The following is a 22,793-nucleotide window of genomic DNA, read 5'->3' as shown; positions in this document are numbered from 1 at the left end:
AGGGGTGTGTGGTGTTGGCTCTTATAGGCTGTCGCCAAGCCGATCACCGTTCGTCGCCAGCCATGGATTGTTAAAAATGCTCGCTGACTAGTGGCCTTGCATAGCGCCAAGCCCTGTCTATGCTCACCCAGAACCGTGATGACGCTTGGCATATAAAGCGATTCGGATGGTTGTTCCCCATGCAAGGTTTGCCAGCAGTATCCAACAGATGAATGGAATGCGCCGACCGGCGCCGGGAATCAAGGGTGATCTGACCATGTTCAACCGCCATCACAAATCCGACCTGCAAGAAATCGAACGTTTCTCCTGCGCCCTGACCGAAGCCAACGCCAAACTCGCCGCCATCAGCCGTTCCATGGCAATGATCGAGTTTGACCGCAATGGCGTGATCCTCGATGCCAACGACAACTTCTGCAAAACCATGGGCTACAGCGCCGAGGAGATTCGCGGCAAACATCATCGGATCTTTTGCGAAGAGGCCTACACCCACAGCGAACCCTACGCCAAGCTCTGGCGCGACCTGGCGCGGGGCGAGGCCATCAGCGGCACCTTTATGCGCCTGAACAAGCGCGGCCAGGAAGTGTGGCTCGAAGCCAGCTACATGCCGGTGCTGGACAGCGACAAGCAGGTGCAGAGCGTGATCAAGGTGGCGTCGGATATTTCCGCGCGGGTGCACCATGAGCACGAAAACCAAAGCCTGATCGACGCCATCGGCCGCTCCATGGCGGTGATCGAGTTCACCCCGCAAGGGCAGATCCTCAACGCCAACGACAACTTCCTGCGCACCGTGCAGTACTCATTGGACGAAATCATCGGCCAGCACCACAGCATGTTCTGCCATCGCAGCGAGGTGGAGTCGCCGGCCTACAAGGCCTTCTGGGCTTCCCTCAACCGCGGCGAATACCATTCCCACCGCTTTGAACGCCGAAACAAACACGGCAAGACGCTGTTTCTGGAAGCGTCCTACAACCCGATCTTCGATACCAATGGGCGCCTGTACAAAGTGGTGAAGTTCGCCAGCGACATCACCGACCAGGTCACCACCCTGCGCAATGCTGCCGATTCGGCCCACGCCACCTCGGTACAAAACGACGCCTGCGCGCGCAAGGGTTCGGAGGTGGTGCAGCAAACCGTGCAGATCATCGAAGAAATTTCCCACGACCTGAACCAGGCGGCGCAAAGCATCGACGCGGTGAGCAAGCAGTCGGACATCATCGGTGCCATTGTGCAGACCATCCGCAGCATCGCCGAGCAGACCAATATGCTCGCCCTCAACGCGGCCATCGAAGCGGCGCGTGCCGGTGAGCATGGGCGCGGCTTTGCGGTGGTGGCCGATGAAGTGCGCAGCCTCGCGGCCAGGACGAGCCAGGCGACGGTGGAGATCGTCGATGTGGTGCGCAAGAACCACGACCTGTCGCTGAGCGCGGTGTCGAGCATGCAGTCGAGCTTGAGTCGCACGGGGTTGGGGGTGGAACTGGCGAATGAGGCGGGGCAGGTGATCCTGGAGATTCAGGAAGGGTCAAAGCATGTGGTGGATGCGATCAGTCAGTTCAATTCCACGCTGCAACTGCAGTAACCCGATCCCTGTGAGGTTTGGCTTGTGTGGGAGCTGGCTTGCCTGCGATGGCATCAACTCGGTCTAACTGATGTACCGAGGTGTCTGCATCGCAGGCAAGCCAGCTCCCACAAAAAGCCAGCCTTCACATTTTAATCGGCAGTTAGATCGCCGCCAGGGTTGCTTTCACCGCCTGTGCCGGATCAGTGGCCTTGGCGACGACCTGCTGTTCTTGCTGCTGCTTCACGCGCTCCGCCACTTGCTTGCTGATCGCGTCCTGCTTTTCCTGGGACATGCCCTGCACATCCGCCTCGGTCAAGCCTTGTTCCTTGAGCAATTGCTCACGGATGCGTTCGGCGGGGGATTTGCTCATGTAGTCGGTGAATTCCGCGCGGGCCGAAGATGTGGCGTTGACCGCTGGCACATCCGTGCTGCTGGTTTGCAACTGCACGCGGGTCTTGGCGAAGGCTTCGTCGATGCGGTCGGCGGCCTTGTCCAGTTCCTTCTGCGCGGCCGGCACGGTCACGCTTTGCTGCGCCGCTTGCAGGGCACCGCTGTACAGCGCGCTGGCGGCGGCGTTGGCCGGGTCCATGTCGGAGCGCTTGAGCTGCTGCACGGTGGTCACGGCTTGGGTGTTGTTGTTAACCAGCATGATCGGTCACCTGGGGAAATGTCTGTGTGCCACAGGTGGAGCAAATAGCGTGCCGGGTGTGAAACCCCCGATTTCATTGGGGATGGCGCGGTGGTTGCGGCAACGGTTGGCCTGTCGGCGGCCAACCGTTGCCGTGGGGGCCTCAGTAGGTGATCGGGATTGCAAACGTCTGGAACGCATCATCCTGCGGCTGGTAACCCAACACCCGCGTGGTTTCGCTCAAGTCCAGGCGCTTGAAGCGGTTGTTGGAGATGCCATGGGCGATCAGGTGCTTCACGCCTTCGGCTTCCACCGAGCGTTGCAGCAGCTGCACCGCATCGCGCGGGCTGAGCCAGGCGCTGAGGTCGCGGGCGTTGTTGAGGTCGTGGGTTTCGACGAACTCGAAGGCGCCGATGCGCAGGGCAATCGTCGATAGCGGGGTTTTCGCCGCGTAGTAGGCGCACAGCGCCTCGCCGTAGCATTTGCTCACGCCATACAAATTGGCCGGCATCACCGGCATGCCGGGGGTGATCTGGCGGTCCACCGGGTAACCTTCGATGGTCTGCGCGCTGCTGGCGAAGACCAGGCGTTGTACGCCAGCGGCCACGGCGGCTTCGAACAGGTAGGTGGTGGCGAGGATATTGTTCGGCAGCAATTCGTCGAACGAGGCGCTGGCGTGGGGGATGCCCGACAGGTGCACGATCACGTCGATACCGTCGAGCAGCGCCGCCAGGCCTGTTTTGTCGCTGAGGTCGGCGTGCACGAAACGGTGTTCGCCGAGGGCGAAATCCGGTGCGATGCGATCGGTGAGGGTGAAGCGGTAGCGGTCTTTCGAGGCGTCGAAAAACGTCTTGCCGATTCTGCCGCAAGCGCCGGTGAGCAGTACGTTGAGTCCTTTCACGGTGTTGTCCTTGTTTTAGTTATGGCCGTCGAGGGCGAAGGCCTGGAAACCGGGGCGCTGGCTGAGGCGCTGGTAATACGCCTCGACAGCGGGGTAGGGCGGGTGGTCCAGCGGGGCATTGCGCCAGCGGTGTACCGAGAGGCCGACGAGGATGTCGGCCAGGGTAAATTCATTGCCGGCGACAAAGGCGCCGGTCTTGATCAACTGTTGTTCGAGCAGGCCCATCTTGCTGTTCCAGGCTTGCACGCCGGCCTGGATGCGCTGCGGGTCCTGGTAGTCGGGGTTCTGCCGCACCAACGCGTGAAAGGCGTAGCCCCAGGACGGATTGAGTTCGGTGGCTTGCCAGTCCATCCATTGCTCGACGCGGGCCCGTGGCGCAGGTTCGGCGGGCAGCAGGTCATGGCGCTCGTAGAGGCCGACGAGGTAACGGCAGATGGTGTTGGATTCCCCACAGCACACCGTGATCGTCGATCAGCACCGGCACCTGGGCGTTGGGGTTCAGGGCGAGGAATTCGGGGGATTGGGTGGGGGTGTAGCCGATGCCCCAGTCTTCACGGTGGTAGTCGATGCCGAGTTCTTGGCAGGTCCACAACACTTTGCGCACGTTGATGGAGGACGTGCGGCCCAAGATTTTCAGAGAGTGTCCCATGGTGCTTTCCTTGCGGTGGAGAGCAGCCAATCTAGCAGGGGTAGGAGCCGACCGCGATATTTCCAAGTGGGCACGGAAAAAAACATGTGGGAGCTGGCTTGCCTGCGATAGCGGTCTATCAGTCAATGTTGCAGTGACTGGACTGACGCTATCGCAGGCAAGCCAGCTCCCACATTTTGATTGTGCTCGGCTTAAGAGGGTCAGGTGCTTTCTCGGACCTGGAGTTCAAAGCCCATATCCACCACCGGCTTGGCCACCTTGTTACCCGCCATGATCGTCAACAGATGCTCCGCCGAGCGCCGCCCGATCGCCTCACGTGGCGTGCTGATGCTGCTCAGGCGCGGCACCATGAACGACGAGGCGGGCAGGTCGTTGAACCCCAGCACAGCCACGCGCTCCGGCACGTTGATACCGTGGCGCAGGGCTTCGAGCAAGGCGCCCTGGGCCAGGTCGTCGTTGCCGAAGAAGATCGCGTCCACGTCGGGATGGGCCGCCAGCATCTGCAGGAACAGTTCGCCGCCCAGGCCCACAGAAGAGGGGCGCGGCGTCAGCAATTCCAGCGCCGGGTCGTACAGGCCCGCGTGTTGCAGCGCACGGCGGAAACCTTCGCCGCGTAGCAAGGTGCGTTGGTCCAGTTGCGCACCTATGTAAGCCAGGCGCTTGCGCCCACGGGACAGCAGGTGCGCCGCCGCCGTTTCACCCGCCGCCAGCTGCGAGAACCCCACGCAGTTCACGCCGGCATTCGGGTCCAGGTCCATCATGTACACACACGGCACATTACTGGCCTCGACCATTCGTCGGGCGCTCTCGGTCCGATCAAACCCAGTCAGCAACAAACCCCGTGGCTGGTAGGCCATGTAGTTGCGCAGCAGGTTTTCTTCTTCATCACGGGAATAGTGGGAGTTGCCGATCAGCACTTCAAAGCCCTTGGGCCGCAGCACTTGGTGGATGGCTTCGAGGGTTTCGATAAACAGCAGGTTGGACAATGACGGCACGATCACCACCACCGAATGGCTCTGGGCCGAGGCCAGGGCGCGGGCAGCGGGGTTGACCACGTAATTCAGTTCACTGGCGGCCTTTTGCACTTTTTCCACCAGTTCGGTGGCCACAGTGCTGATGCCGCGCAAGGCGCGGGAGGCGGTAATCGGGCTGACGCCGGCGAGGCGGGCGACTTCGTTAAGGGTCGGGCGACCCGTGGTGCGCAATTTTTTATCGTTCTTGGAGGTCATCAGGCGGCTTGCCAAACAAAAATCGAGGCACTAAGGTAGCGCTGTCTCCAAAAGGCTGCAAATTCTTGAATTTCGGGTTGCCTGATCCGGGTTCAAACGCTTGGAGCGGATGCACGCGTCACTCCATAAAAAAAGACAAGACGGCGCGGGAAAAGCCTGTTTTTGCACTAGCCTTACAGCGTGCAAAGGTAGCGCTATCTGCGTCCTGAGGTGTTTCATGAGTCAACCTGTTACTGCCCTGGTCATCATGGGTGTTGCTGGCTGTGGCAAGACCAGCGTCAGCGAGGCCGTGTGCCGTCTGAACGGCGCCACTGCGATTGAAGGCGACAGCTTTCACCCTGCCGCAAACATCGAAAAGATGAGCGCCGGCCACCCCCTCAACGACGACGACCGCGCCGGCTGGCTCGACATCCTCGGCGATGAATTGCGCCGTTCGCTGAAAGCCGGTGAACACCCGGTACTCACCTGTTCCGCCCTCAAGAAGAAATACCGCGACCACCTGCGCGAAGCCGCGCCGGGCCTGGGTTTCGTGTTTCTGGAGCTGAGCCGTGAGGTGGCGTCCGACCGCGTGTCCCATCGCCCCGGCCATTTCATGCCGGCCAGCCTGATCGACAGCCAGTTCGCCACCCTTGAATCGCCTGTGGGCGAGCCGCTGACCCTGGCCCTCAACGCCAGCGTCGACAGTGTCGAGGCGTTGGCCGAGCAGACCCATGCCTGGTGGCTGCAACACGGCTTCGAACCTTCCAAGTAATTTTTTGCCGGAAAAGATAGCGCTATCCCCGGCAGGAAATTCAACACCCGCTTTAATAACAACAACAAACAGGAGAGACCCCCCATGTTTGGCATGTCCCACGAGTCTTACCTGCTGCTAGATGCAGTGGTCACTATCATCGGGTTGATCGTTCTGATCACCAAGTTCAAGGTGCACCCGTTCATTGCACTGATCATCGCGGCCGGCTTCCTCGGCCTGACCTCGGGCATGCCCGTGGACAAGATCATCAAGGCGTTCCAGGACGGCTTCGGCGGGGTGCTCGGCTTTGTCGGCATCATCCTCGCGCTGGGTACGATGCTCGGCAAGATGATGGCCGAATCCGGCGGTGCCGATCAGATCGCCCAGACCCTGATCCGCGCCTTCGGCAAGGAAAAGGTCCAGTGGGCCATGATGTTCGCCGCGTTCCTGGTGGGCATCCCGCTGTTCTTCGAGATCGGTTTTGTGTTGCTGATCCCGCTGGTGTTCATCGTCGCGCGCCGCACCGGCGTGTCGCTGATCAAGATCGGCATCCCGCTGCTCGCCGGCCTGTCGGCGGTGCACGGCCTGGTGCCACCGCACCCGGGCCCGCTGCTGGCCATCGGCGTGTTTGGCGCGGACATCGGCAAGACCATCCTGTACGGCCTGATCGTCGCGCTGCCGACGGCCATCATCGCCGGCCCGATCTTTGGTACGTTCATCGCCAAATACATCCCGGGCAACCCGTCCCAGGAACTGGTGGACCAACTGGCCCGCGAGTCGGAACACAAAAACCTGCCAAGCTTCAGCATCACCCTGATCACCGTGCTGCTGCCGGTGTTCCTGATGCTGCTGAAAACCTTCGCGGACATCGGCTTGCCTGACGGCCACATCGTGCGCAACTGGATGGACATGATCGGTCACCCGATCTCCGCGCTGTTGCTGGCGTTGCTGCTGTCGCTGTACACCTTTGGCCATCGCCAGGGCATCCACTCCAAGCAAATCCTCAAGTTGCTCGACGCCAGCCTTGCGCCGACCGCCGCGATCATCCTGATCATCGGTGCCGGTGGTGGCTTCAAGCAGATGCTGGTGACCAGCGGCGTGGGCGATGTGATCGGCCACATGGCAGTGAACGCGCAGATCAACCCGATCCTGCTGGCGTGGCTGGTGGCGGCGGTGATTCGTGTGGCCACCGGTTCGGCGACCGTGGCAACCATTACGGGCGCGGGCATTGTGGTGCCGGTGGTGGGGATGATTCCGGGGGTTAACCGTGAGCTGCTGGTGTTGGCGACGGGGGCGGGCTCGTTGATCCTGTCGCACGTCAACGATGCGGGGTTCTGGCTGGTGAAGCAGTACTTCAACATGACCGTGGCGGAGACGTTCAAGACGTGGACGGCGATGGAGACGATTCTGTCCGTCGTGGCGCTGATCTTCATCATGTTGCTGTCGCTGGTGGTGTAAGCCACACCACAAAACCCCATGTGGGAACCCAATCAAAATGTGGGAGCTGGCTTGCCTGCGATAGCTTCACCTCGGTCTAACTGAAATACCGAGGTGCTTGCATCGCGGGCAAGCCCGGCTCCCACACAAGCCAGCTCCCACATTGATTGGGTTTCTACAGGTGGATTGGGTCAGGCCTTGGTAACCAGGCCATCCGCCCTGAACATCCCGCGAATCCCCCGCACCGCCTGCCGGATCCGGTCCTGGTTCTCGATCAGCGCAAAGCGCACATGATCGTCGCCATACTCACCAAACCCAATCCCCGGCGACACGCACACCTTCGCCTCCAGCAGCAGCTTCTTGGCAAACTCCAGCGAACCCATGGCGGCATACGCCTCGGGAATCTTCGCCCAGACGTACATCGACGCCTTCGGATTCTCCACCATCCAGCCCAGCTCATGCAGGCCCTTGACCAGCACGTTGCGGCGTTGGCGATACTGCTCGGCAATGTCCTTCACGCACTGTTGGTCGCCTTCCAGCGCAGCAATCGCCGCCACTTGCAGCGGCGTGAACGTGCCGTAGTCGTGGTAGCTCTTGATGCGCGCCAGGGCGTTGACCAGTTCCGGGTTGCCCACCATGAAACCGATGCGCCAGCCGGCCATGTTGTAGCTCTTGGACAGGGTGAAAAACTCCACCGCAATGTCCTTGGCGCCCGGCACCTGCATGATCGACGGGGCTTTCCAGCCGTCGTAGACGATGTCGGCGTAGGCCAGGTCGTGGATCACCAGCACGTCGTACTGCTTGGCCAGCGCGATCACGCGTTCGAAGAAGTCCAGCTCCACGCACTGCGCGGTGGGGTTGGACGGGAAGCCGAGGATCATCATCTTCGGCTTGGGGATCGAGCCGCGAATCGCCCGTTCCAGTTCGGCGAAGAAATCCACGCCGGGAATCAGCGGCACTGACCGCACCTGGGCGCCGGCAATCACGGCGCCGTAGATGTGGATCGGGTAGCTCGGGTTGGGCACCAGCACGGTGTCGCCCTGGTCCAGGGTGGCCAGCATCAAGTGCGCCAGGCCTTCCTTGGAACCGATGGTCACGATGGCTTCCGACTCGGGGTCGATGTCCACTTCGTAGCGGTCCTTGTACCAGCGCGAAATCGCCCGGCGCAGACGCGGAATGCCTTTGGACGTGGAGTAGCCGTGGGTGTCTTCACGCTGGGCCACTTGCACGAGTTTCTCGACAATGTGCGGCGGCGTGGGGCCGTCAGGGTTGCCCATGCTCAAGTCGATGATGTCTTCGCCGCGCCGACGCGCAGCCATCTTCAGCTCGGCGGTGATATTGAAAACGTAAGGGGGGAGTCGATCTATGCGCGCAAAGCGGCGCGGCGAACCTTGGTCTGCCATTGTTGCCTCGAGGTACGTAAGCGCCCGGAACCGTCCGAGCGACGTCGGCCACTGCGGTGGCCTGCGGGCAGACAATACGGGCGATGATGGCCAGTTGTCCAGATGCGTAGGAAAATTTTCTGCTTGGAGTACAGCGCGGATATGCCCCTATACTCGATGCGGGTTTGTTCCCTATAAGAAGGAGACTGTTCCAATGGATCAGCAGACAAAACAACCGTTAGAGCCACGCATGGAAGCCGGTAAAGCCCTGGTGATCGCCGGGGTGCAAGGGCGTTATTCGAAGGCCACTGTGGGCGATATTCCCAAGTTGTGGGAGTTGTTCGACACCTGCATCAAGGACATCAAGAAGCGCGTCGGCGGGGTGACGTATGGGGTATGCCATAACCCCAGTCACGGCGAATTCGATTACATGGCCGGGGTGGAAGTACCGAGCAAAAGCGACGTGCCGGGCAATTTTGAAGTCATCGAAATTCCACCGCTCAACTATGCGGTGTTCCCGCATTACGGCCCGGTGCAGGCGCTTGAACAAACGTACGAACGCATCATGTTCGAGTGGTTGCCGCACTCGGGCTACAAGGTCATGGGGGCGGATTTCGAGCGCTACAGCGCCGATTTTGACGTGCGCAAGGGCACCGGCACGGTGGAAATCTGGCTGCCGGTGGGCGAACGCGGCTGAAGCTTCAGCCACTGTCACGTAAACAGGACATGTCCCTTTGAATGTCGTGTTTACGTGACATCAGCGTTGTGCCGCAAAATCCCACCGCAACCTGCGCTCATAGCCAATCCGTCCCTTGTACGCTTCGCCGTCGTCGACCCAACCGGCCGCTAGATACAGCCCCATCGCCGCCACATTGTCTGCGTCCACCGACAACTCGATCCCCTTGATCTGCGGCCACACCAACAGCGCCGCAGCCGGCAGCGCCTGCAGACACGCCTTGCCAAACCCCCGGCCTTGTTGCCCGCGATCCACCTGGAATGCATGCAGCGTGGCGCTGTGTTCATCGGCCCAATGGGGCAGGCAGGGCGGGCGTTTGAGCAGCAGGAAGGCCACGGGCTGGTCATCGGCGAGCAGGGCGAAGCCTTTGATCGCGTTGGGGTGGGGATTGACCAGCAGGCTGTTCAGCGCGCAGTAGATATCGCCGCTGAACGCCAGTTGTTCGGGGTGCACTTGCAGGGTGTCGAGCTGCTGTTTTTGCACAAGGCTCAGCGTCTCATAGGGGACGAGGCGGGTTTCCATCGGGGCGGCATCCCAAATACTACAGAGAGCCGGCGATTCTAGCGGGTTTGTCGCCTGTCTGGTCGAACGCAAACCAGGGGCGGCGCGAACTATAGTGAGTGCCGTGCACCCGTTGACTCTCTGAACACAACAATCAAAAAATCAGGAGGTTTACCCCATGTCCAGCCAACCTGCCGAATTTGAACTGTCCATCAGCCGCGTGATCGATGCGCCCCGCAGCCGGGTATTCCGCGCCTGGACCGAGCCGGCCCTGTTGCAACAGTGGTGGGGCCCCCACGGCATGACCACCCCCGAGTGCGAAATGAACCTGTGGGTCGGTGGCCTGTTTCGCACCCTGATGCGCGCGCCGGACGGCAGTGAGTATCCGACCCAGGGCGTGTTCCTGGAGATTGTCGCGCCACGCCGGCTGGTGTTTACCGATGCGTTTACGCCGGGGTGGATTCCTTCCGGCAAACCGTTCATGACGGCTGAAGTGACCTTGCAGGAGGTCGAGGGCAACATGACGCTCTACACCGCGCGGGCCATGCATTGGAGTGCCGAAGATAAGCAAGCCCATGAGGCGATGGGCTTTCATGATGGCTGGGGGCAGAGCCTGGATAGATTGGTGACGTTGGTCACTCAAGGCATGAACGATTGACCAGACTGTAGGCAATCAAAACTGTGGGAGCTGGCTTGCCTGCGATAGCGGTGGCTCAGCTTGCATCTCTGTGGCTGATAGACCGCTATCGCAGGCAAGCCAGCTCCCACATAGAGTGTCATTGCCTGGGAAATATCATTCAAGCATCTTGCCCAGCAACCAACTCCCCGCCGGCCCCGGCGGGTGATGCCGCGACCACAACGCATCCACCGCCACCGAGCGCGGCCAACTGCGGGCTTTCAGCTCCACCAGCTGGCCGCCATCAAAGCGCTCCACCAGCCAACGCGGCAGCGGCGCCCAGCCAAATCCGAGCTGGGCCATCTCCATCAGCATCAGGTAGCTCGGCGCCGACCACACCCGCCCGCTGGCGCGGGTTTCATTCGGATTGATGATGCTGGCCAGGCGCAGTTCGCGGTGTTGGCGCAGGGTGTCGGCGGGGATGTTTTGCAGCTTCGCCAAGGGGTGTTTGGGCGCGACATACAGGGCGATTTCCGTGCGTTCTTCCACGGGCGCGCCAGTCAGGTCGGGCGGATACACCTCCTGCTTTTCGATAAACGCCACGTGCGCCCGGCCACTTTGCACCAGGGCGATCAAGTCTTCGCATTCGGCGATCAGGCACTCCAGCTCAAGGTCCGGGTAGCGTTGTTCGAACGCACTGAGGGCGACCTCGAAGCGGTCGGACTGGTAGGTGTCCGACATGGCAATCGTCAGCTTCGGTTCCAGGCCCTGGGACAACTGGCTCGCCGCCAGCTCCAGACGACTGCTGGCCTCCAGCACCTGCTCGGCACGTTGCAGCAGCACCTGCCCGGCGGCGGTCAGGGTGGGTTTGCGGCTGCTGCGGTCAAACAGCACCAGGTCCAGGTCAATTTCCAGGCTGGCGACGGCGGCACTGACGGTGGACTGGCTCTTGCCCAGCTTGCGCGCCGCCGCCGAAAACGAGCCCTGGGTGGCGGCCTGCACAAACGCCTGCAGCACTTCATTGGACGCCATGACTATCGCCTATCTCGATGGTTATTGATTATGAAGTATCGAGCCAGGGGGTAATGATGGCAACCATCGTTACTCACGGAGTTGGACCATGAACCCTACCAAGTCGATTTCTGAACGTGTTGGCCAAGCCCTTGGTTTTGAAGGCCTGGCCCTCTTGATCTGCACGCCGCTGCTGGTGTGGATCACCGGCCGGCCGGCGCTGGAGATGGGCGCGGTAACGCTGGGCATCAGCTTGCTGGCGCTGACCTGGAACATCATTTTCAACAGCCTGTTCGACCGCCTCAAGGCGCGCCTGCAACTGGCCACCAACGCCTGGACGCGGGTGCTGCATGCGCTGATGTTCGAAGGCGGGTTGATCATCGTGTGCGTGCCGCTGATTGCCGCGTGGCTGAACATCAGCCTGATGGACGCGTTTATCCTCGACATCGGTGTACTGCTGTTCTTCCTGCCGTACACCTATGTCTACCACTGGGCCTATGACGTGCTGCGCGACAAGCTCCTGGCGGTCAAAGAAACATCCCGCCCGAAGCCTCAATGCGCTGACCGGTGATCCAGTTGCTGCCATCGGCCAGCAAGGTTGCAATGGCTCCGCCGATATCGTCCGGCAACCCGGCACGCCCCAGTGCCGTGTTGTTGGCGACCATGCTGTTGAGGGCCGCATTGTCACGCACGGCGCCGCCGCCGAAGTCGGTCTCGATGGCGCCGGGGGCGAGGATGTTCACGGTGATCCCTCGCGCGCCCAGTTCCTTGGCCTGATAGCGGGTCAGCACTTCCATCGCCCCCTTCATTGCTGCGTACGCCGCATAGCCCGGCAGGCTGAACCGCGCCAGGCCGCTGGAAATATTGACGATACGCCCGCCATCGCGGATCAGCGGCAGCAGTTTTTGCGTGAGGAAAAACGGGCCCTTGAATTGGATCGCCACCAGCTGGTCGAACTGCGCTTCGCTGGTTTCGGCAAAGCTGGCGTGGGCGCCGATGCCGGCATTGTTGATCAGAAAGTTGAAGTGCTCCTGTGCGAATACATCCTTGAGCACGCTGGCGACTTCGCCGACAAAATCATCGAAGGTGGCGCTCTGGCTCACATCCAGTTGCAGCATCGCGGCGCGGCCGCCCAAGGCCTGGATTTCCTCGACCACCGCATGGGCTTCGGCCGCGGCGCTGTGGTAAGTGCCGATGATATCGACGCCCTGTGCCGCCAGGTGCAGCGCCGCGCTTTTGCCCAGGCCGCGGCTGGCGCCGGTGATCAATGCGATTTTACGGGTCATGGTGCAGTCCTCTCAGGTGGTCAGTGGGATTGAGTGTATTTGTCCGGCCATTACGTGATAAACAGCGCTATACCGGAATCACTGGCCGGATAAGGCGAACAATCCCATGAACAAACTTGAGCTGCTGCGCACCTTTGTGCGCGTCACCGAACTGTCGAGTTTTACCGGCGCGGGCGAGAGCCTTGGCCTGCCACGCTCCACCGTGTCCGAGCACGTGCAAGCGCTGGAAGAACTGCTTGGCGCGCGCCTGTTGCAGCGCACCACGCGCAAGGTGCAGGCGACCCAGGACGGGCGTGTGCTGTACGAACGCAGCAAGGATTTGCTGGCGCACATGGAGGAGCTGGAAGGGCTGTTTCGCCAGGACGAGGCGCAACTGAGCGGGCGCATCCGGGTGGACATGCCCAACGTAATGGCGCGGGAATTGATCCTGCCGCGCCTGCCCGAGTTCATGGACGCGCACCCGCTGATCGAGCTGGAAATCAGCAGCACCGACCGCCAGGTCGATCTGCTCGCCGAAGGTTTCGACTGCGTGCTGCGGGTGGGCGCGCAACCCGACCAGAGCGTGGTGGCGCGCCTGCTGTGCAGCCTGCCGATGATCAACTGCGCGAGTGCGGCCTACCTGCAACGTTACGGCGTGCCTACGACGCTGGCCGACCTTGCCCACCATCAACTGGTGCATTACGTACGGCCGTTGGGTTCACGCTCGGCAGGGTTTGAATACCAGCAAGGCAACAAGGTGCACCGCATCCCTATGGCCGGGCGAGTCACCGTGAACAGCACCGATGCGTACCGCGTGGCGTGCCTGGGTGGATTCGGCATTACCCAGGTGCCGGCTCTGGGCATTCGCGAGTTGCTGGCCAGCGGCGAGTTGGTGGCTTTTTTGCCCGACTACCCGGCGCCGCCGCTGGATGTGTCGCTGCTGTACGCCGGCCAACGGCATTTGCCGCTGCGGGTGCGGGTGTTTATGGATTGGCTGGCCGCGCTGTTGCAAGGCGCACTCTAGCGGCGCGCCGACAACTGTTGCGGGGCGAGGAAGGCGTCGTGGAAGTAGTCGCGAAACGCCTGCATCGCCGGGGTGAATGCGCGCTCGCGATGCCAGGCCAGGCCGACGCTCATGGGGGTGACGGGGTCGGTGACGGTCAGCGTTTCGATGCGTTTGCCTTCCAGCGACCAGGGCCGGTGCACCAGGTCCGACAGAATCGCCACGCCGCTGCCGTTGGCGACCATGCTGCGCACGGCTTCCACCGAACTGGTGCGCAGGCGTACCTGGGGCGTTTGCCCGGCCTGTTCCCAGTAGCGCATGGCGCTGTGTTCGGCCTCGTCGACGGTGAGCAGGATATAGGGCTGCCGCGCCACGTCCGCCAGGCTCACGGCGTCGCGCTCGCACAGCGGGTGATGGCTGGGCAGCCAGAGGCGGCGTTCCGAGTTGAACAGGATCTCCGAGGTGATATCCGCGTGGGTCAGGTTGGCGGTGAGCACTACGGCCATGTCGAATTGACCGTCCAGCAGGCCTTGCTCGATGGCCTGGCGTTCCTGCTCGAACACCTTGATATGTACGTCCGGGTGCCAGTGTTCCATGCGTTGCAAGTGGTGGGGCAGGAAGTAACCGAGCACCGTGTAGCTGGCCGCCACCCGCAGTTCGCCGCTGGCGCGGTAGTCGGGCAACGGGCTGTTCAGGGCGTCGTCCACGCTGCGTTGGATCACATAGGCACGGTTGAGAAAATGCCGCCCGGCGTCGGTCAGGCTCATGCCCTGGGCCGAGCGCACGAACAGTTGCACGCCGAGCATGGCTTCCAGCTCCTTGATTGCGGTGGTCACCGCTGACTGGGAAATGTTCAGGTGAATCGCCGCCTGGGAGATCTGGCCGATCTCGGCGGTGGCGACGAAGTAGCGGACTTGGCGCAAGGTCAGGGACATAGCGATATCTGTTTTTAAGAAGATGGCCTATCTGATAATAGATCTTCCCAAGGGGTCAAGCCGCAGCCTACTTTCTGCCATCACCTAAGCGGAGCGACCTCAATGCAGGCAGTGGATTTCAACTCGGACATGGGCGAAGGCTTCGGCCCCTGGACCATCGGCGATGGCGTTGACGCCGAACTGATGGCCTACATCAGCTCGGCCAATATCGCCACCGGCTTCCATGCCGGCGACCCCGGCACCATGCGCCGCACCGTCGAGCGCGCCAAGCAACTGGGCGTGGCCATCGGCGCGCATCCGGGCTTTCGCGACCTGGTGGGTTTTGGCCGTCGGCATATCAACGCTCCGGCCCAGGAACTGGTGGACGACATCCTCTACCAGCTCGGCGCCCTGCGGGAAATCGCCCGCGCCCAAGGCATGACCCTGCAACACATCAAGCCCCACGGCGCGCTCTACATGCACCTGGCCCGCGATGAAGAAGCCGCGCGCCTGTTGGTGCAAAACCTGCAAATCATCGAACCGACGCTGTTGCTGTACTGCATGCCCAACTCGGTGATCTGGCGCGTGGCCAAGGAGCTGGGGCAACCGGTGGTGCGCGAATTCTATGCGGATCGTGAGTACGATCTCAGCGGCTCAATCGTGTTTACCCGCACGGTGCGCGCGCTGGATCCTGCGACGGTCGCGGCGCGCGTCCTACGGGCTTGTCAGACCGGTTTGGTGCGCACTGTTGAAGGCGAAGACCTGTTTATCGAATTTGATTCCATCTGCCTGCACAGCGACACCCCGGGTGCCCTGGAGCTGGTGGAGGCCACCCGCGAAGCCCTGGACCAGGCTGGTATTACGGTTAAAACCGCAGAATAAGATCGCTCCGTTATTTTTTTTCGCCTGCCTTTCTACAATGATTCCAAGAGGAACAGACATGGCTGAAACGACCCCCATCCGCTACAGCTTCGGCGGTGATGAACACCTGTTTGCCGAAGTCAGCGACAGCATGTCCCTGGAGGCCTTTTTCACAGGCATGGCGGTGACACGTGCGGTGGAGCGCCTGGCGCTGGAAGGCGTGCTGGATGTGTGCCTGGCCAATGCCTCGTTCCAGATCCGCTTCGACCCCGACCGCATCGCGCCCCACGTGCTGCTCGACGCGGTGCAAGGCGCCGAAGCCCAGGCCGTGGCCGAGCGCACCTTGCACACGCGCATCATCGAAATCCCGGTGCTGTACAACGACCCCTGGACCCACGAGACGCTGATGCGCTTTCGCGACCGCCATCAGGACCCCAGCGGCACCGACCTGGAGTACGCCGCGCGCATCAATGGCCTGGCCGATGTGGACGCGTTTATCGCCGCCCACAGTGGTGCGCCGTGGTTTGTGTCGATGGTGGGGTTTGTCGCGGGCTTGCCGTTCATGTTCCAGATGGTCGAGCGCGAGCGCCAGTTGCAGGTGCCCAAGTACCTGCGCCCGCGCACCGACACGCCAAAATTGACCCTCGGCCATGGCGGCTGCTTTGGCTGCATCTACTCGGTGCGCGGCGCCGGCGGCTACCAGATGTTCGGCGTGACGCCCGCACCGATCTACGACCCGGCGCAGCAGTTGGCGTACCTCAAGGAGCACATGGTGTTCTTTCGTCCCGGCGATATCGTGCAGTTCAAGCCGATTGATCGCGAGGCCTACGACCTGGCCGTCGCCGAGGTGGACGCAGGACGTTTCGACCTGCGCATCCGGCCGGTGGAATTTTCCCTCGACGCCTTTCTGGCCGACCCCATCGGCTACCCGAAAACCCTGCAGGAGGCGCTGGCATGATCAAGGTTCTCAAACCCGGCCTCGCCACCTCGGTGCAAGACCTTGGCCGCGAAGGTTATTACCATCTGGGCATCCCGCCTTCGGGGGCGTTGGACCAGTACGCGCTGAGCGCGGCCAACCACCTGGTGGGCAACCCGCCTGGCGCGGCCGGTCTGGAATGCACGTTGATCGGCCCCGAATTGGAGTTTCAACAGGATGCATTGGTGGCCCTCAGCGGCGCGTTGATGTCGCCGCGCCTGGACGGCGAAGTGGTGCATCAGGACACCGCGTTCCAGGTGCGTGCCGGGCAGGTATTGCGCTTTGAATTTCCCAAGGCCGGCGCGCGCACGTACCTGGCGGTGGCCGGTGGCATCGATGTGCCGGTGGTGCTGGGCAGTCGCTCGACTTACACCCTCGGTGCGCTCGGTGGGTTTAACGGGCGACGCTTGCAGGAAGGCGATGTGTTGCCGGTCGGCGCGGCGAGCGGCACGGGGCGCGCGGGCAATAGTTTGCCGATGGCCTTGCGCCGTTCGGTCGGCGGGGATGTGACCTTGCGCGTCGTGCCGGGGCTGTATTACGAGCGCTTAAGCGAGGCGGCCAAAGGCAGCTTTTTTGCCGAACCCTGGACCGTCGGTTCAGAAGCGGATCGCATCGGCTATCGCTTCAAGGGCGGTAGCGCGTTGAGCTTTCAGCCACGGGAACAGCCGTTTGGCGCGGGCTCGGATCCGTCGAACATTGTCGACAGTTGCTACCCGATCGGCTCGATCCAGGTGCCGGCGGGGCTGGAGCCGATTGTGCTGCATCGGGATGCGGTGTCGGGCGGTGGCTACGCGATGATCGGCACGGTGATCAGCGCCGACCTGGACTTGATCGGGCAGATGCAGCCGAACCAGCGGGCGGGGTTTGTGGCGGTGAGCCTGGAGGAGGCGCTGGAGGCGCGGCGGGTCTACAAAAAGCGGATGAAAGCGATGGCTGGACTCTTCAACAACTGAAGAAACACAAAACCAACTGTGGGAGCTGGCTTGCCTGCGATGGCGGTGGATCAGTCAACAACTCTGTTGAATGTTGATCCGCTATCGCAGGCAAGCCAGCTCCCACATTTTTGTCCGGTGTTGGGTCAGAAGAGTTGGGTGAACAGCCAGTAGAGGCTGCCTGACAACAGGATCGCCGCGGGCAACGTCAGCACCCACGCCATCAGCAGGTTGCGGATGGTCTTCATCTGCAACCCACCGCCATTCGCCACCATGGTCCCGGCCACGCCGGACGACAACACATGGGTGGTGGACACCGGCAAGCCGTACATGTCCGCCGCGCCGATGGTCAGCATCGCCACGGTTTCCGCCGCCGCGCCCTGGGCGTAGGTCAGGTGGGTCTTGCCGATCTTCTCGCCCACCGTCACCACGATGCGCTTCCAACCCACCATGGTGCCCAACCCGAGGGCGATGGCCACGGCGATCTTCACCCACAGCGGGATAAAGCGCGTGGAGTTGTCGATCTGTTGCTTGAACAGTTGCAGCTTGCCTTGGGTGTCGGCGTCGAAGTTGCCGACCTTGCCCTTGTCCATCAGGCGAATGGTTTCGCTGGTCAGGTACATGTCGTTACGCACGTTGCCTACCGCTTCGGCGGGGACTTTGGCCAGGGAGCCGTAGCCTTTGACTTCTTCGCCGATCTGCCCGGCGAGGGCGGCGAGGGCCGGCACCAGTTCCGGCGTGGCTTCCTTGGTGCGTACATAGGTCGAGAGGATCGGCCGTGGATCGCCCGCCAACACCTGCGGCGCGCTTTTCACCAGGGCCACCTGGGTCACTTCGGCCACGGCGGCGAACTGCAACGACTGTTCGGCGGGCATGGTGCGGTTCAGCGCGTAGGCCATCGGCAGCGTGCCCACCAGGATCAGCATGATCAGGCCCATGCCTTTTTGCCCATCGTTGGAGCCGTGGGCGAACGACACGCCGGTGCAGGTGGCGATCAGCATGCCGCGAATCCACCACGGCGGCGGGGTGTCGCCTTTCGGTGCCTTGTACAGCGCGCGGTTCTTCACAAAGGCGCGCAGGGCCAGCAACAGCAGGGCGGCAAAACCGAAGCCGATCAGCGGCGACAGCAGCAGCGCGTAGCCAATCTTGATCGCCTGGGCCCAATCCACACCGCTGGTGCCGTCACGCCCGTGCATCAGGGCGTTGGCCACGCCGACGCCGATGATCGAACCGATCAGGGTGTGGGACGACGAGGCCGGCAGGCCCAGCCACCAGGTGCCGAGGTTCCACAGGATCGCCGCGATCAGCAGGGCGAAGATCATTGCGAAACCGGCCGATGAGCCGACCTGCAAGATCAGCTCCACCGGCAGCAGGGCAATGATGCCGAACGCCACCGCGCCGCTGGACAGCAGCACGCCGAGGAAGTTGAAAAAGCCCGACCACACCACCGCAAAATGCGGCGGCAGCGAGTTGGTGTAGATCACCGTCGCCACCGCGTTGGCAGTGTCGTGGAAACCGTTGACGAACTCGAACCCCAGGGCGATCAGCAGCGCCACGCCGAGCAGCAGGAACGGCGTCCAGGTGGTAACCACCGTGCCCAGTTCGTGCATGTCGTGCATCAGGCTGTAGGCGGTAAACAGCAGGCCCATGGCAAGCACGGCGAAGAAAATGATCACCGTCACCAGGTTGGGTTTCTTGTCCAGCCGGGGCTTGGGGTCTGCGGGGGAGGCGTGGGAGGAGGCAGTCAGGGAAGGGGTGGCCATGCCGGAGCATCCAGTGTGGGAGGGATGCCGTTCATGATCATTGCAGAATGTTACAGAGATGCTGCCATATGTCAGTGTTTAGGGGATTGAGGCGACCGCTGATCTGCAATGCACTGCTGGATCTATGGTGGACTGGCTTGTGTGGGAGCTGGCTTGCCTGCGATAGCATCACCTCAATTCTGCTGATACACCGAGGTGTCTGCATCGCAGGCAAGCCAGCTCCCACAGAGGCCTGCTCCTACATTCAGTAGTCTTTGCGCTTTCTGAAGGCCCAACGCCCGGCAATCAAGGTAAACGTCGCCACCAACGCCACCAGAATCCAGAACCCCTCCGGGTCCGTGGACAGCGGCACGCCGCCCACGTTCATGCCAAAAAAACCGGCAATGATATTGATCGGCAACGCCAGCACCGTCACCACTGTGAGGGTAAACAGCGTGCGGTTGCTTTGCTCATTGAGGTTGGCGGCGATCTCTTCCTGCAACAGTTTGATCCGCTCGCCCAACGCCATCAGGTCGTTGATGATCAGCGCGAACTCCTCGGTGGATTTGCGCAACTCCTTCACGTCTTCCTTTTGCAGCCACTGCGGCGGGCGGTTGAGCAGGCGCAGCAGCGAACCCGGTTCCAGCGCGAGCAGGCGTTGCAGGCGCACCAGCACGCGGCGGGCGGCGCCCAGTTCGGCGCGGTTGGTGGACAGGCGTGAAGACAGCAACTGGTCTTCGATATGGTCGACGCTGATGCTGGTCTTGCGCACGATCTGGGTCAGCACTTCGCCCTGGTCGCGCAGTAAATGCACGAGCAATTCCAGCGGTGAGCGGAAGCGTTCACCGGCCTTCACCGACGAGCGCAGTTTGTCTACCGAGTGCAGCGGTTGCAGGCGTGCGCTGACCAGCAAGCGGCTGCGGGCGCAGACCCACAGGGTGGAAATATCCGAGGACACCATGCTGCTGAAGTTGAACACCACGTCGTTGACCACCGCCAGCAAGGCCGAGTCCACGTGTTCGATACGGGTGGAGCGCGAGCCTTCGTGCAAGGCCTCGAAGAATTCTTCCGGCAATTCCAGGTGCGTCTGCATCCAGCGCTCGCACGCGGCGTGGGCCAGGTTCAGGTGCAGCCACAAAAATTCTTCCGGGTCGGCCGGTTGCTGCAAGGCCCGCAGGGCGGTGGCCGAATCAATCTGCTCGCCTTTTTCGCCGGGGCGAAAACGGAAACCGTAAAGCAAGCCAAACAGATCGGAATCCTGGTGGCTGTGGTCAATGCTGTGGTTCATAGCGGCTCGCAGACAAAGGGCCTGTAGGACGTTTCACAGGTTCGCGTAGGCGAATCATTGCAAGGGGATTTGACAGTTTTGTGACAGTTTTCTAATTATTTCGCCGCTGTGACATTAATTTGACCATTTGTCAGGAAGCGTTCAAGAAGCGTCTGGCGCGGCCGATTCAAGCGGGTAGAACCGCTGTGGATGGGCGGTGCCTTAGATGACAGGGATGTTATGGCGTGCATGCACCAATTCCCTGTATCGAGGCTTTACCCCGATGAATGTTTTGCGAACCTCCTTGAGAGCACAAATCCTGTCGCTGCTCGGTGGCAGCTTGTTGGCGATGCTGTTGATCGCCCTGGCCTGTTTCAACTTCCTGTCCAATGGGGTGCAGAGTTATCGCAGTTTGATCGATGGGCCATTGCAGACCTCACAGCTGATCGATGAGGCCAACCTGCAATTCAAGGTGCAAGTGCAGGAATGGAAAAACGTCCTGCTGCGCGGCAAGCAGCCCCAGGACATGGAGAAATACTGGGGCCAATTCCAGGATCGCCAGCGCGATGTGCAAGGCATCCTTACCCGCCTGGTCGCGCAGACCCATGACGATGCAACCCTGAGCCGGCGTATCGAAGCCCTGCGCGAGGAGCACCAGCAACTCGGCGTGGCCTACCAGAAAGGCCGCGACGCCTATGTAGCTGCTGGCCGTGATGCGACGGCTGGAGACGCTGCCGTCAAAGGCGTGGACCGCGCCGCCAGTGATCAGATGAGCGCGCTGGTCAGCGACCTGCGTGAACAAGGGGCGAAACAATCCCTGGCCATCAGTGCCTACGCCGAGCGCACCGTGATCGTCGGTCTGGCGATCATGTTGCTGTCCGGTGTGTTGATCGGCCTGTTCAGCCTGTGGTTGATCAACCGCAACCTGATCTTGCCAATCCGCGGCTTGATCGACTACGTGACCCAACTGAGCCACGGCCGCTTTGCCGAGCGCGTGGCCAGCCGTCGCCAGGATGAACTCGGGCACCTGGCCGCCGCCGCCAACACCTTGCGCGACTTTCTCGCCGAAACCTTCAGCCGTTTGCAGCGCAGCGCCACCGATCTGGTCAGCGCCAGCGGCGAGTTGAATTCGATCGCCGGGCAGATGAGCGCCGGCACCCACGAGCAGTTCAACCGCACCGACCAGGTGGCCACGGCCATGACTGAAATGTCGGCCACGGCCCAGGAAGTCGCCCGCCACGCCGCCAGTGCTTCACGTGCCGCCGATGAAGCGGATCACTCGGCCCGCGAAGGCGGTGAAGTGATGAAAATCACCATCGCCACCATCGGCCAGATGCGCAACGAAATCCTCAACACTGGCACCATCATCCGCCAGCTGGAAACCGACAGCGTGCGCATCGGCAAGGTGCTGGAAGTGATCCGCGCGATTGCCGAGCAAACCAACCTGCTGGCGCTGAACGCGGCGATTGAAGCGGCGCGCGCGGGTGAAGCGGGCCGTGGTTTTGCGGTGGTGGCCGATGAAGTGCGCTCGCTGGCGCAACGCACGGCGGCGTCGATCATCGAGATCAACCAGATTATCCACGCGGTGCAAACCGGCGCGGTGGATGCGGCCGAGGCGATTGTCAGCGGCCAGTCGTGCAGTGATGAGAGTGTCGAGAAGGTGACGCAGGCTGGTGCCATGCTCGCGCATATCACCGAGGCGGTGGAGGCGATTCGTGACATGAACCGTCAGATTGCCACGGCGGCGGAGGAGCAGACGTCGGTGGCAGAAGATATTTCGCGCAACATTACGCAGATCACCACGGTGGCTACGGCCAATATGGATAACGTGCAGCGTACGGAAGCGGCGAGTTTGAACTTGCGGGGCTTGTCGGGGGAGTTGAATGAGGTGACGGCGCGGTTGGGTGCTTGATCGAGTACAAAAAAATGTGGGAGCTGGCTTGCCTGCGATGGCGGACTGTCAGGTGGCCGATTCGGTGTCTGACAGTCCGCCATCGCGGGCAAGCCCGCTCCCACATTGGGTTCTGGGTTTTGATCAGGTATCGAGTTTGTTTTCCAGCACTTCGCTGGTCTTGGCGTCGAGCTTCACGTCCCACTTTTTGCCGCTGGTGTCGGTCATGTCCACTTCGTAGACCAGGCGACCGGCTTCGTCGTCCAGCTCGGTGTCATTGATGGTGGCGCCGGGGTGTTTGGCCAGGGCGTCTTTGTTGAGCTGCTCGAAAGGCTTCACCGCGCCGGACTGCAACAGGCTTGGAATCTGGTCTGGGCGCACATCGGCCTGGGCCAGGCCGGCGGTCAGGGTCAAGGCGGTGGCGGCGAACAAAGCGGTCAGGGTTTTCATCGTGTGTGTGTCCTTTTCGGGTGAGCTGTTTAAGTGGCCTCAGGTTAGCCAGCGCAACTTAATTCACCCTTAATTAATTCAAGCGGTTGCGCAGTTTGTTCAAGCCGCCGGGCG

General features: G+C 61.8%; 22 protein-coding genes and 2 pseudogenes. 12 read left to right on the top strand and 12 right to left on the bottom strand.

From position 1 onward, the window contains the following. Positions 1-166 precede the first annotated feature (166 nt). Together PSH87_RS28905 and PSH87_RS28900 are read left to right on the top strand one after the other, a co-directional pair. A pseudogene (locus PSH87_RS28905) lies at positions 167-985 on the top strand (PAS domain-containing protein); the annotation flags it as partial. An 18-nt stretch (positions 986-1,003) separates the two neighbouring features. Then, on the top strand, positions 1,004-1,576 hold the full coding sequence (locus PSH87_RS28900; RefSeq protein WP_370695331.1) for a methyl-accepting chemotaxis protein: 573 nt from the start codon (positions 1,004-1,006) through the stop codon (positions 1,574-1,576). A 142-nt stretch (positions 1,577-1,718) separates the two neighbouring features. Here PSH87_RS28900 and PSH87_RS21750 read toward each other — a convergent pair whose 3' ends face one another. From PSH87_RS21750 to PSH87_RS21735, 4 genes and pseudogenes are all read right to left on the bottom strand, one after another. Next, on the bottom strand, positions 1,719-2,207 hold the full coding sequence (locus PSH87_RS21750; protein WP_017738786.1) for a hypothetical protein: 489 nt from the start codon (positions 2,205-2,207) through the stop codon (positions 1,719-1,721). A 142-nt stretch (positions 2,208-2,349) separates the two neighbouring features. Further along, positions 2,350-3,087: an NAD(P)-dependent oxidoreductase gene (locus PSH87_RS21745; protein ID WP_017738787.1), complete on the bottom strand. Its 738-nt coding sequence runs from the start codon at positions 3,085-3,087 to the stop codon at positions 2,350-2,352. A gap of 15 nt (positions 3,088-3,102) precedes the next feature. Further along, positions 3,103-3,736: pseudogene (locus PSH87_RS21740) on the bottom strand (glutathione S-transferase family protein). A gap of 200 nt (positions 3,737-3,936) precedes the next feature. After that, a complete protein-coding gene (locus tag PSH87_RS21735) occupies positions 3,937-4,968 on the bottom strand; it encodes a LacI family DNA-binding transcriptional regulator (RefSeq protein ID WP_305434357.1) in 1,032 nt (343 codons plus the stop codon). A gap of 214 nt (positions 4,969-5,182) precedes the next feature. Here PSH87_RS21735 and PSH87_RS21730 point away from each other — a divergent pair, with 214 nt between their 5' ends. Together PSH87_RS21730 and PSH87_RS21725 are read left to right on the top strand one after the other, a co-directional pair. Further along, a complete protein-coding gene (locus tag PSH87_RS21730; protein ID WP_305431077.1) occupies positions 5,183-5,716 on the top strand; it encodes a gluconokinase in 534 nt (177 codons plus the stop codon). Positions 5,717-5,800: 84 nt separating this feature from the next. Further along, positions 5,801-7,153: a GntP family permease gene (locus PSH87_RS21725; RefSeq protein WP_017738791.1), complete on the top strand. Its 1,353-nt coding sequence runs from the start codon at positions 5,801-5,803 to the stop codon at positions 7,151-7,153. Positions 7,154-7,323: 170 nt separating this feature from the next. On the opposite strand, the gene alaC is transcribed toward PSH87_RS21725, so the two are convergent. Continuing rightward, the gene (gene alaC, locus PSH87_RS21720; RefSeq protein ID WP_017738792.1) at positions 7,324-8,535 is read right to left on the bottom strand and encodes an alanine transaminase; all 1,212 of its coding nucleotides are present in this window, start codon (positions 8,533-8,535) and stop codon (positions 7,324-7,326) included. 193 nt (positions 8,536-8,728) lie between these two features. Between alaC and PSH87_RS21715 the strand changes: the two genes are divergently transcribed. Next, complete coding sequence (locus PSH87_RS21715) at positions 8,729-9,211, top strand: GyrI-like domain-containing protein (RefSeq protein ID WP_017738793.1); 483 nt, start codon at positions 8,729-8,731, stop codon at positions 9,209-9,211. 60 nt (positions 9,212-9,271) lie between these two features. On the opposite strand, the gene PSH87_RS21710 is transcribed toward PSH87_RS21715, so the two are convergent. Continuing rightward, positions 9,272-9,772 carry a GNAT family N-acetyltransferase gene (locus PSH87_RS21710; RefSeq protein ID WP_305431073.1) on the bottom strand — a complete coding sequence of 167 codons (501 nt, stop codon included), beginning with the start codon at positions 9,770-9,772 and terminating at the stop codon, positions 9,272-9,274. Between the two features lie 157 nt (positions 9,773-9,929). Here PSH87_RS21710 and PSH87_RS21705 point away from each other — a divergent pair, with 157 nt between their 5' ends. Continuing rightward, a complete protein-coding gene (locus PSH87_RS21705; RefSeq protein WP_305431071.1) occupies positions 9,930-10,409 on the top strand; it encodes an SRPBCC family protein in 480 nt (159 codons plus the stop codon). A gap of 135 nt (positions 10,410-10,544) precedes the next feature. Here the strand turns inward: PSH87_RS21705 and PSH87_RS21700 are convergent, their stop codons facing one another. Then, positions 10,545-11,399 (bottom strand): LysR family transcriptional regulator, encoded by an 855-nt coding sequence (locus PSH87_RS21700; RefSeq protein WP_017738798.1) that lies wholly within the window; start codon positions 11,397-11,399, stop codon positions 10,545-10,547. Positions 11,400-11,487: 88 nt separating this feature from the next. Between PSH87_RS21700 and PSH87_RS21695 the strand changes: the two genes are divergently transcribed. Further along, positions 11,488-11,949: a multidrug/biocide efflux PACE transporter gene (locus tag PSH87_RS21695; protein ID WP_305431068.1), complete on the top strand. Its 462-nt coding sequence runs from the start codon at positions 11,488-11,490 to the stop codon at positions 11,947-11,949. On the opposite strand, the gene PSH87_RS21690 is transcribed toward PSH87_RS21695, so the two are convergent. Then, entirely contained in the window at positions 11,906-12,664 is a 759-nt protein-coding gene (locus PSH87_RS21690) for an SDR family NAD(P)-dependent oxidoreductase (protein ID WP_305431066.1), read from the bottom strand. The two genes, PSH87_RS21695 and PSH87_RS21690, sit on opposite strands and share 44 nt — an antisense overlap. A 106-nt stretch (positions 12,665-12,770) precedes the next feature. On the opposite strand from PSH87_RS21690, the gene PSH87_RS21685 reads away from it, so the two are divergent. Next, on the top strand, positions 12,771-13,667 hold the full coding sequence (locus PSH87_RS21685; protein ID WP_017738801.1) for a LysR family transcriptional regulator: 897 nt from the start codon (positions 12,771-12,773) through the stop codon (positions 13,665-13,667). Here the strand turns inward: PSH87_RS21685 and PSH87_RS21680 are convergent. Continuing rightward, complete coding sequence (locus PSH87_RS21680; RefSeq protein WP_305431064.1) at positions 13,664-14,581, bottom strand: LysR family transcriptional regulator; 918 nt, start codon at positions 14,579-14,581, stop codon at positions 13,664-13,666. The genes PSH87_RS21685 and PSH87_RS21680 overlap by 4 nt on opposite strands. A gap of 102 nt (positions 14,582-14,683) precedes the next feature. On the opposite strand from PSH87_RS21680, the gene PSH87_RS21675 reads away from it, so the two are divergent. Genes PSH87_RS21675 through PSH87_RS21665 form a run of 3 tightly spaced genes read left to right on the top strand, consistent with a single transcriptional unit; the run spans position 14,684 to position 17,350 of the window. Next, complete coding sequence (locus PSH87_RS21675; protein WP_017738803.1) at positions 14,684-15,442, top strand: 5-oxoprolinase subunit PxpA; 759 nt, start codon at positions 14,684-14,686, stop codon at positions 15,440-15,442. A 58-nt stretch (positions 15,443-15,500) separates the two neighbouring features. Then, positions 15,501-16,379 carry an allophanate hydrolase subunit 1 gene (locus PSH87_RS21670; protein ID WP_017738804.1) on the top strand — a complete coding sequence of 293 codons (879 nt, stop codon included), beginning with the start codon at positions 15,501-15,503 and terminating at the stop codon, positions 16,377-16,379. Continuing rightward, positions 16,376-17,350 (top strand): biotin-dependent carboxyltransferase family protein, encoded by a 975-nt coding sequence (locus PSH87_RS21665; RefSeq protein ID WP_305431062.1) that lies wholly within the window; start codon positions 16,376-16,378, stop codon positions 17,348-17,350. The genes PSH87_RS21670 and PSH87_RS21665 overlap by 4 nt, the downstream gene beginning before the upstream one ends. Before the next feature lie 125 nt (positions 17,351-17,475). Here the strand turns inward: PSH87_RS21665 and PSH87_RS21660 are convergent, their stop codons facing one another. After that, a complete protein-coding gene (locus PSH87_RS21660; RefSeq protein WP_017738806.1) occupies positions 17,476-19,092 on the bottom strand; it encodes an inorganic phosphate transporter in 1,617 nt (538 codons plus the stop codon). 244 nt (positions 19,093-19,336) lie between these two features. Continuing rightward, positions 19,337-20,359, bottom strand: coding sequence for a transporter (locus PSH87_RS21655; RefSeq protein ID WP_305431059.1), 1,023 nt, complete (start codon positions 20,357-20,359; stop codon positions 19,337-19,339). Positions 20,360-20,621: 262 nt separating this feature from the next. Here PSH87_RS21655 and PSH87_RS21650 point away from each other — a divergent pair, with 262 nt between their 5' ends. After that, positions 20,622-22,250 (top strand): methyl-accepting chemotaxis protein, encoded by a 1,629-nt coding sequence (locus PSH87_RS21650; protein ID WP_305431056.1) that lies wholly within the window; start codon positions 20,622-20,624, stop codon positions 22,248-22,250. A gap of 123 nt (positions 22,251-22,373) precedes the next feature. On the opposite strand, the gene PSH87_RS21645 is transcribed toward PSH87_RS21650, so the two are convergent. Continuing rightward, the gene (locus tag PSH87_RS21645) at positions 22,374-22,679 is read right to left on the bottom strand and encodes a PepSY domain-containing protein (RefSeq protein ID WP_017737097.1); all 306 of its coding nucleotides are present in this window, start codon (positions 22,677-22,679) and stop codon (positions 22,374-22,376) included. Between the last annotated feature and the right edge of the window lie 114 nt (positions 22,680-22,793).

It is taken from the genome of Pseudomonas sp. FP453 (assembly GCF_030687495.1).
GTDB lineage: Bacteria > Pseudomonadota > Gammaproteobacteria > Pseudomonadales > Pseudomonadaceae > Aquipseudomonas.
This window is presented reverse-complemented; position numbering and strand designations above follow the sequence as displayed.

Bases quoted from the DNA above. Each gene is read 5' to 3' on its own strand.
- PSH87_RS21690 (WP_305431066.1), bottom strand. From the start codon at position 12,664: ATGACCCGTAAAATCGCATTGATCACCGGCGCCAGCCGCGGCCTGGGC.
- PSH87_RS21655 (WP_305431059.1), bottom strand. From the start codon at position 20,359: ATGAACCACAGCATTGACCACAGCCACCAGGATTCCGATCTGTTTGGC.
- PSH87_RS21650 (WP_305431056.1), top strand. From the start codon at position 20,622: ATGAATGTTTTGCGAACCTCCTTGAGAGCACAAATCCTGTCGCTGCTC.
- PSH87_RS21685 (WP_017738801.1), top strand. From the start codon at position 12,771: ATGAACAAACTTGAGCTGCTGCGCACCTTTGTGCGCGTCACCGAACTG.
- PSH87_RS21665 (WP_305431062.1), top strand. From the start codon at position 16,376: ATGATCAAGGTTCTCAAACCCGGCCTCGCCACCTCGGTGCAAGACCTT.
- PSH87_RS21710 (WP_305431073.1), bottom strand. From the start codon at position 9,772: ATGGAAACCCGCCTCGTCCCCTATGAGACGCTGAGCCTTGTGCAAAAA.
- PSH87_RS21675 (WP_017738803.1), top strand. From the start codon at position 14,684: ATGCAGGCAGTGGATTTCAACTCGGACATGGGCGAAGGCTTCGGCCCC.
- PSH87_RS21645 (WP_017737097.1), bottom strand. From the start codon at position 22,679: ATGAAAACCCTGACCGCTTTGTTCGCCGCCACCGCCTTGACCCTGACC.
- alaC (WP_017738792.1), bottom strand. From the start codon at position 8,535: ATGGCAGACCAAGGTTCGCCGCGCCGCTTTGCGCGCATAGATCGACTC.
- PSH87_RS21725 (WP_017738791.1), top strand. From the start codon at position 5,801: ATGTTTGGCATGTCCCACGAGTCTTACCTGCTGCTAGATGCAGTGGTC.
- PSH87_RS21730 (WP_305431077.1), top strand. From the start codon at position 5,183: ATGAGTCAACCTGTTACTGCCCTGGTCATCATGGGTGTTGCTGGCTGT.
- PSH87_RS21695 (WP_305431068.1), top strand. From the start codon at position 11,488: ATGAACCCTACCAAGTCGATTTCTGAACGTGTTGGCCAAGCCCTTGGT.
- PSH87_RS21700 (WP_017738798.1), bottom strand. From the start codon at position 11,399: ATGGCGTCCAATGAAGTGCTGCAGGCGTTTGTGCAGGCCGCCACCCAG.
- PSH87_RS21750 (WP_017738786.1), bottom strand. From the start codon at position 2,207: ATGCTGGTTAACAACAACACCCAAGCCGTGACCACCGTGCAGCAGCTC.
- PSH87_RS21670 (WP_017738804.1), top strand. From the start codon at position 15,501: ATGGCTGAAACGACCCCCATCCGCTACAGCTTCGGCGGTGATGAACAC.
- PSH87_RS21715 (WP_017738793.1), top strand. From the start codon at position 8,729: ATGGATCAGCAGACAAAACAACCGTTAGAGCCACGCATGGAAGCCGGT.
- PSH87_RS21660 (WP_017738806.1), bottom strand. From the start codon at position 19,092: ATGGCCACCCCTTCCCTGACTGCCTCCTCCCACGCCTCCCCCGCAGAC.
- PSH87_RS21705 (WP_305431071.1), top strand. From the start codon at position 9,930: ATGTCCAGCCAACCTGCCGAATTTGAACTGTCCATCAGCCGCGTGATC.
- PSH87_RS21680 (WP_305431064.1), bottom strand. From the start codon at position 14,581: ATGTCCCTGACCTTGCGCCAAGTCCGCTACTTCGTCGCCACCGCCGAG.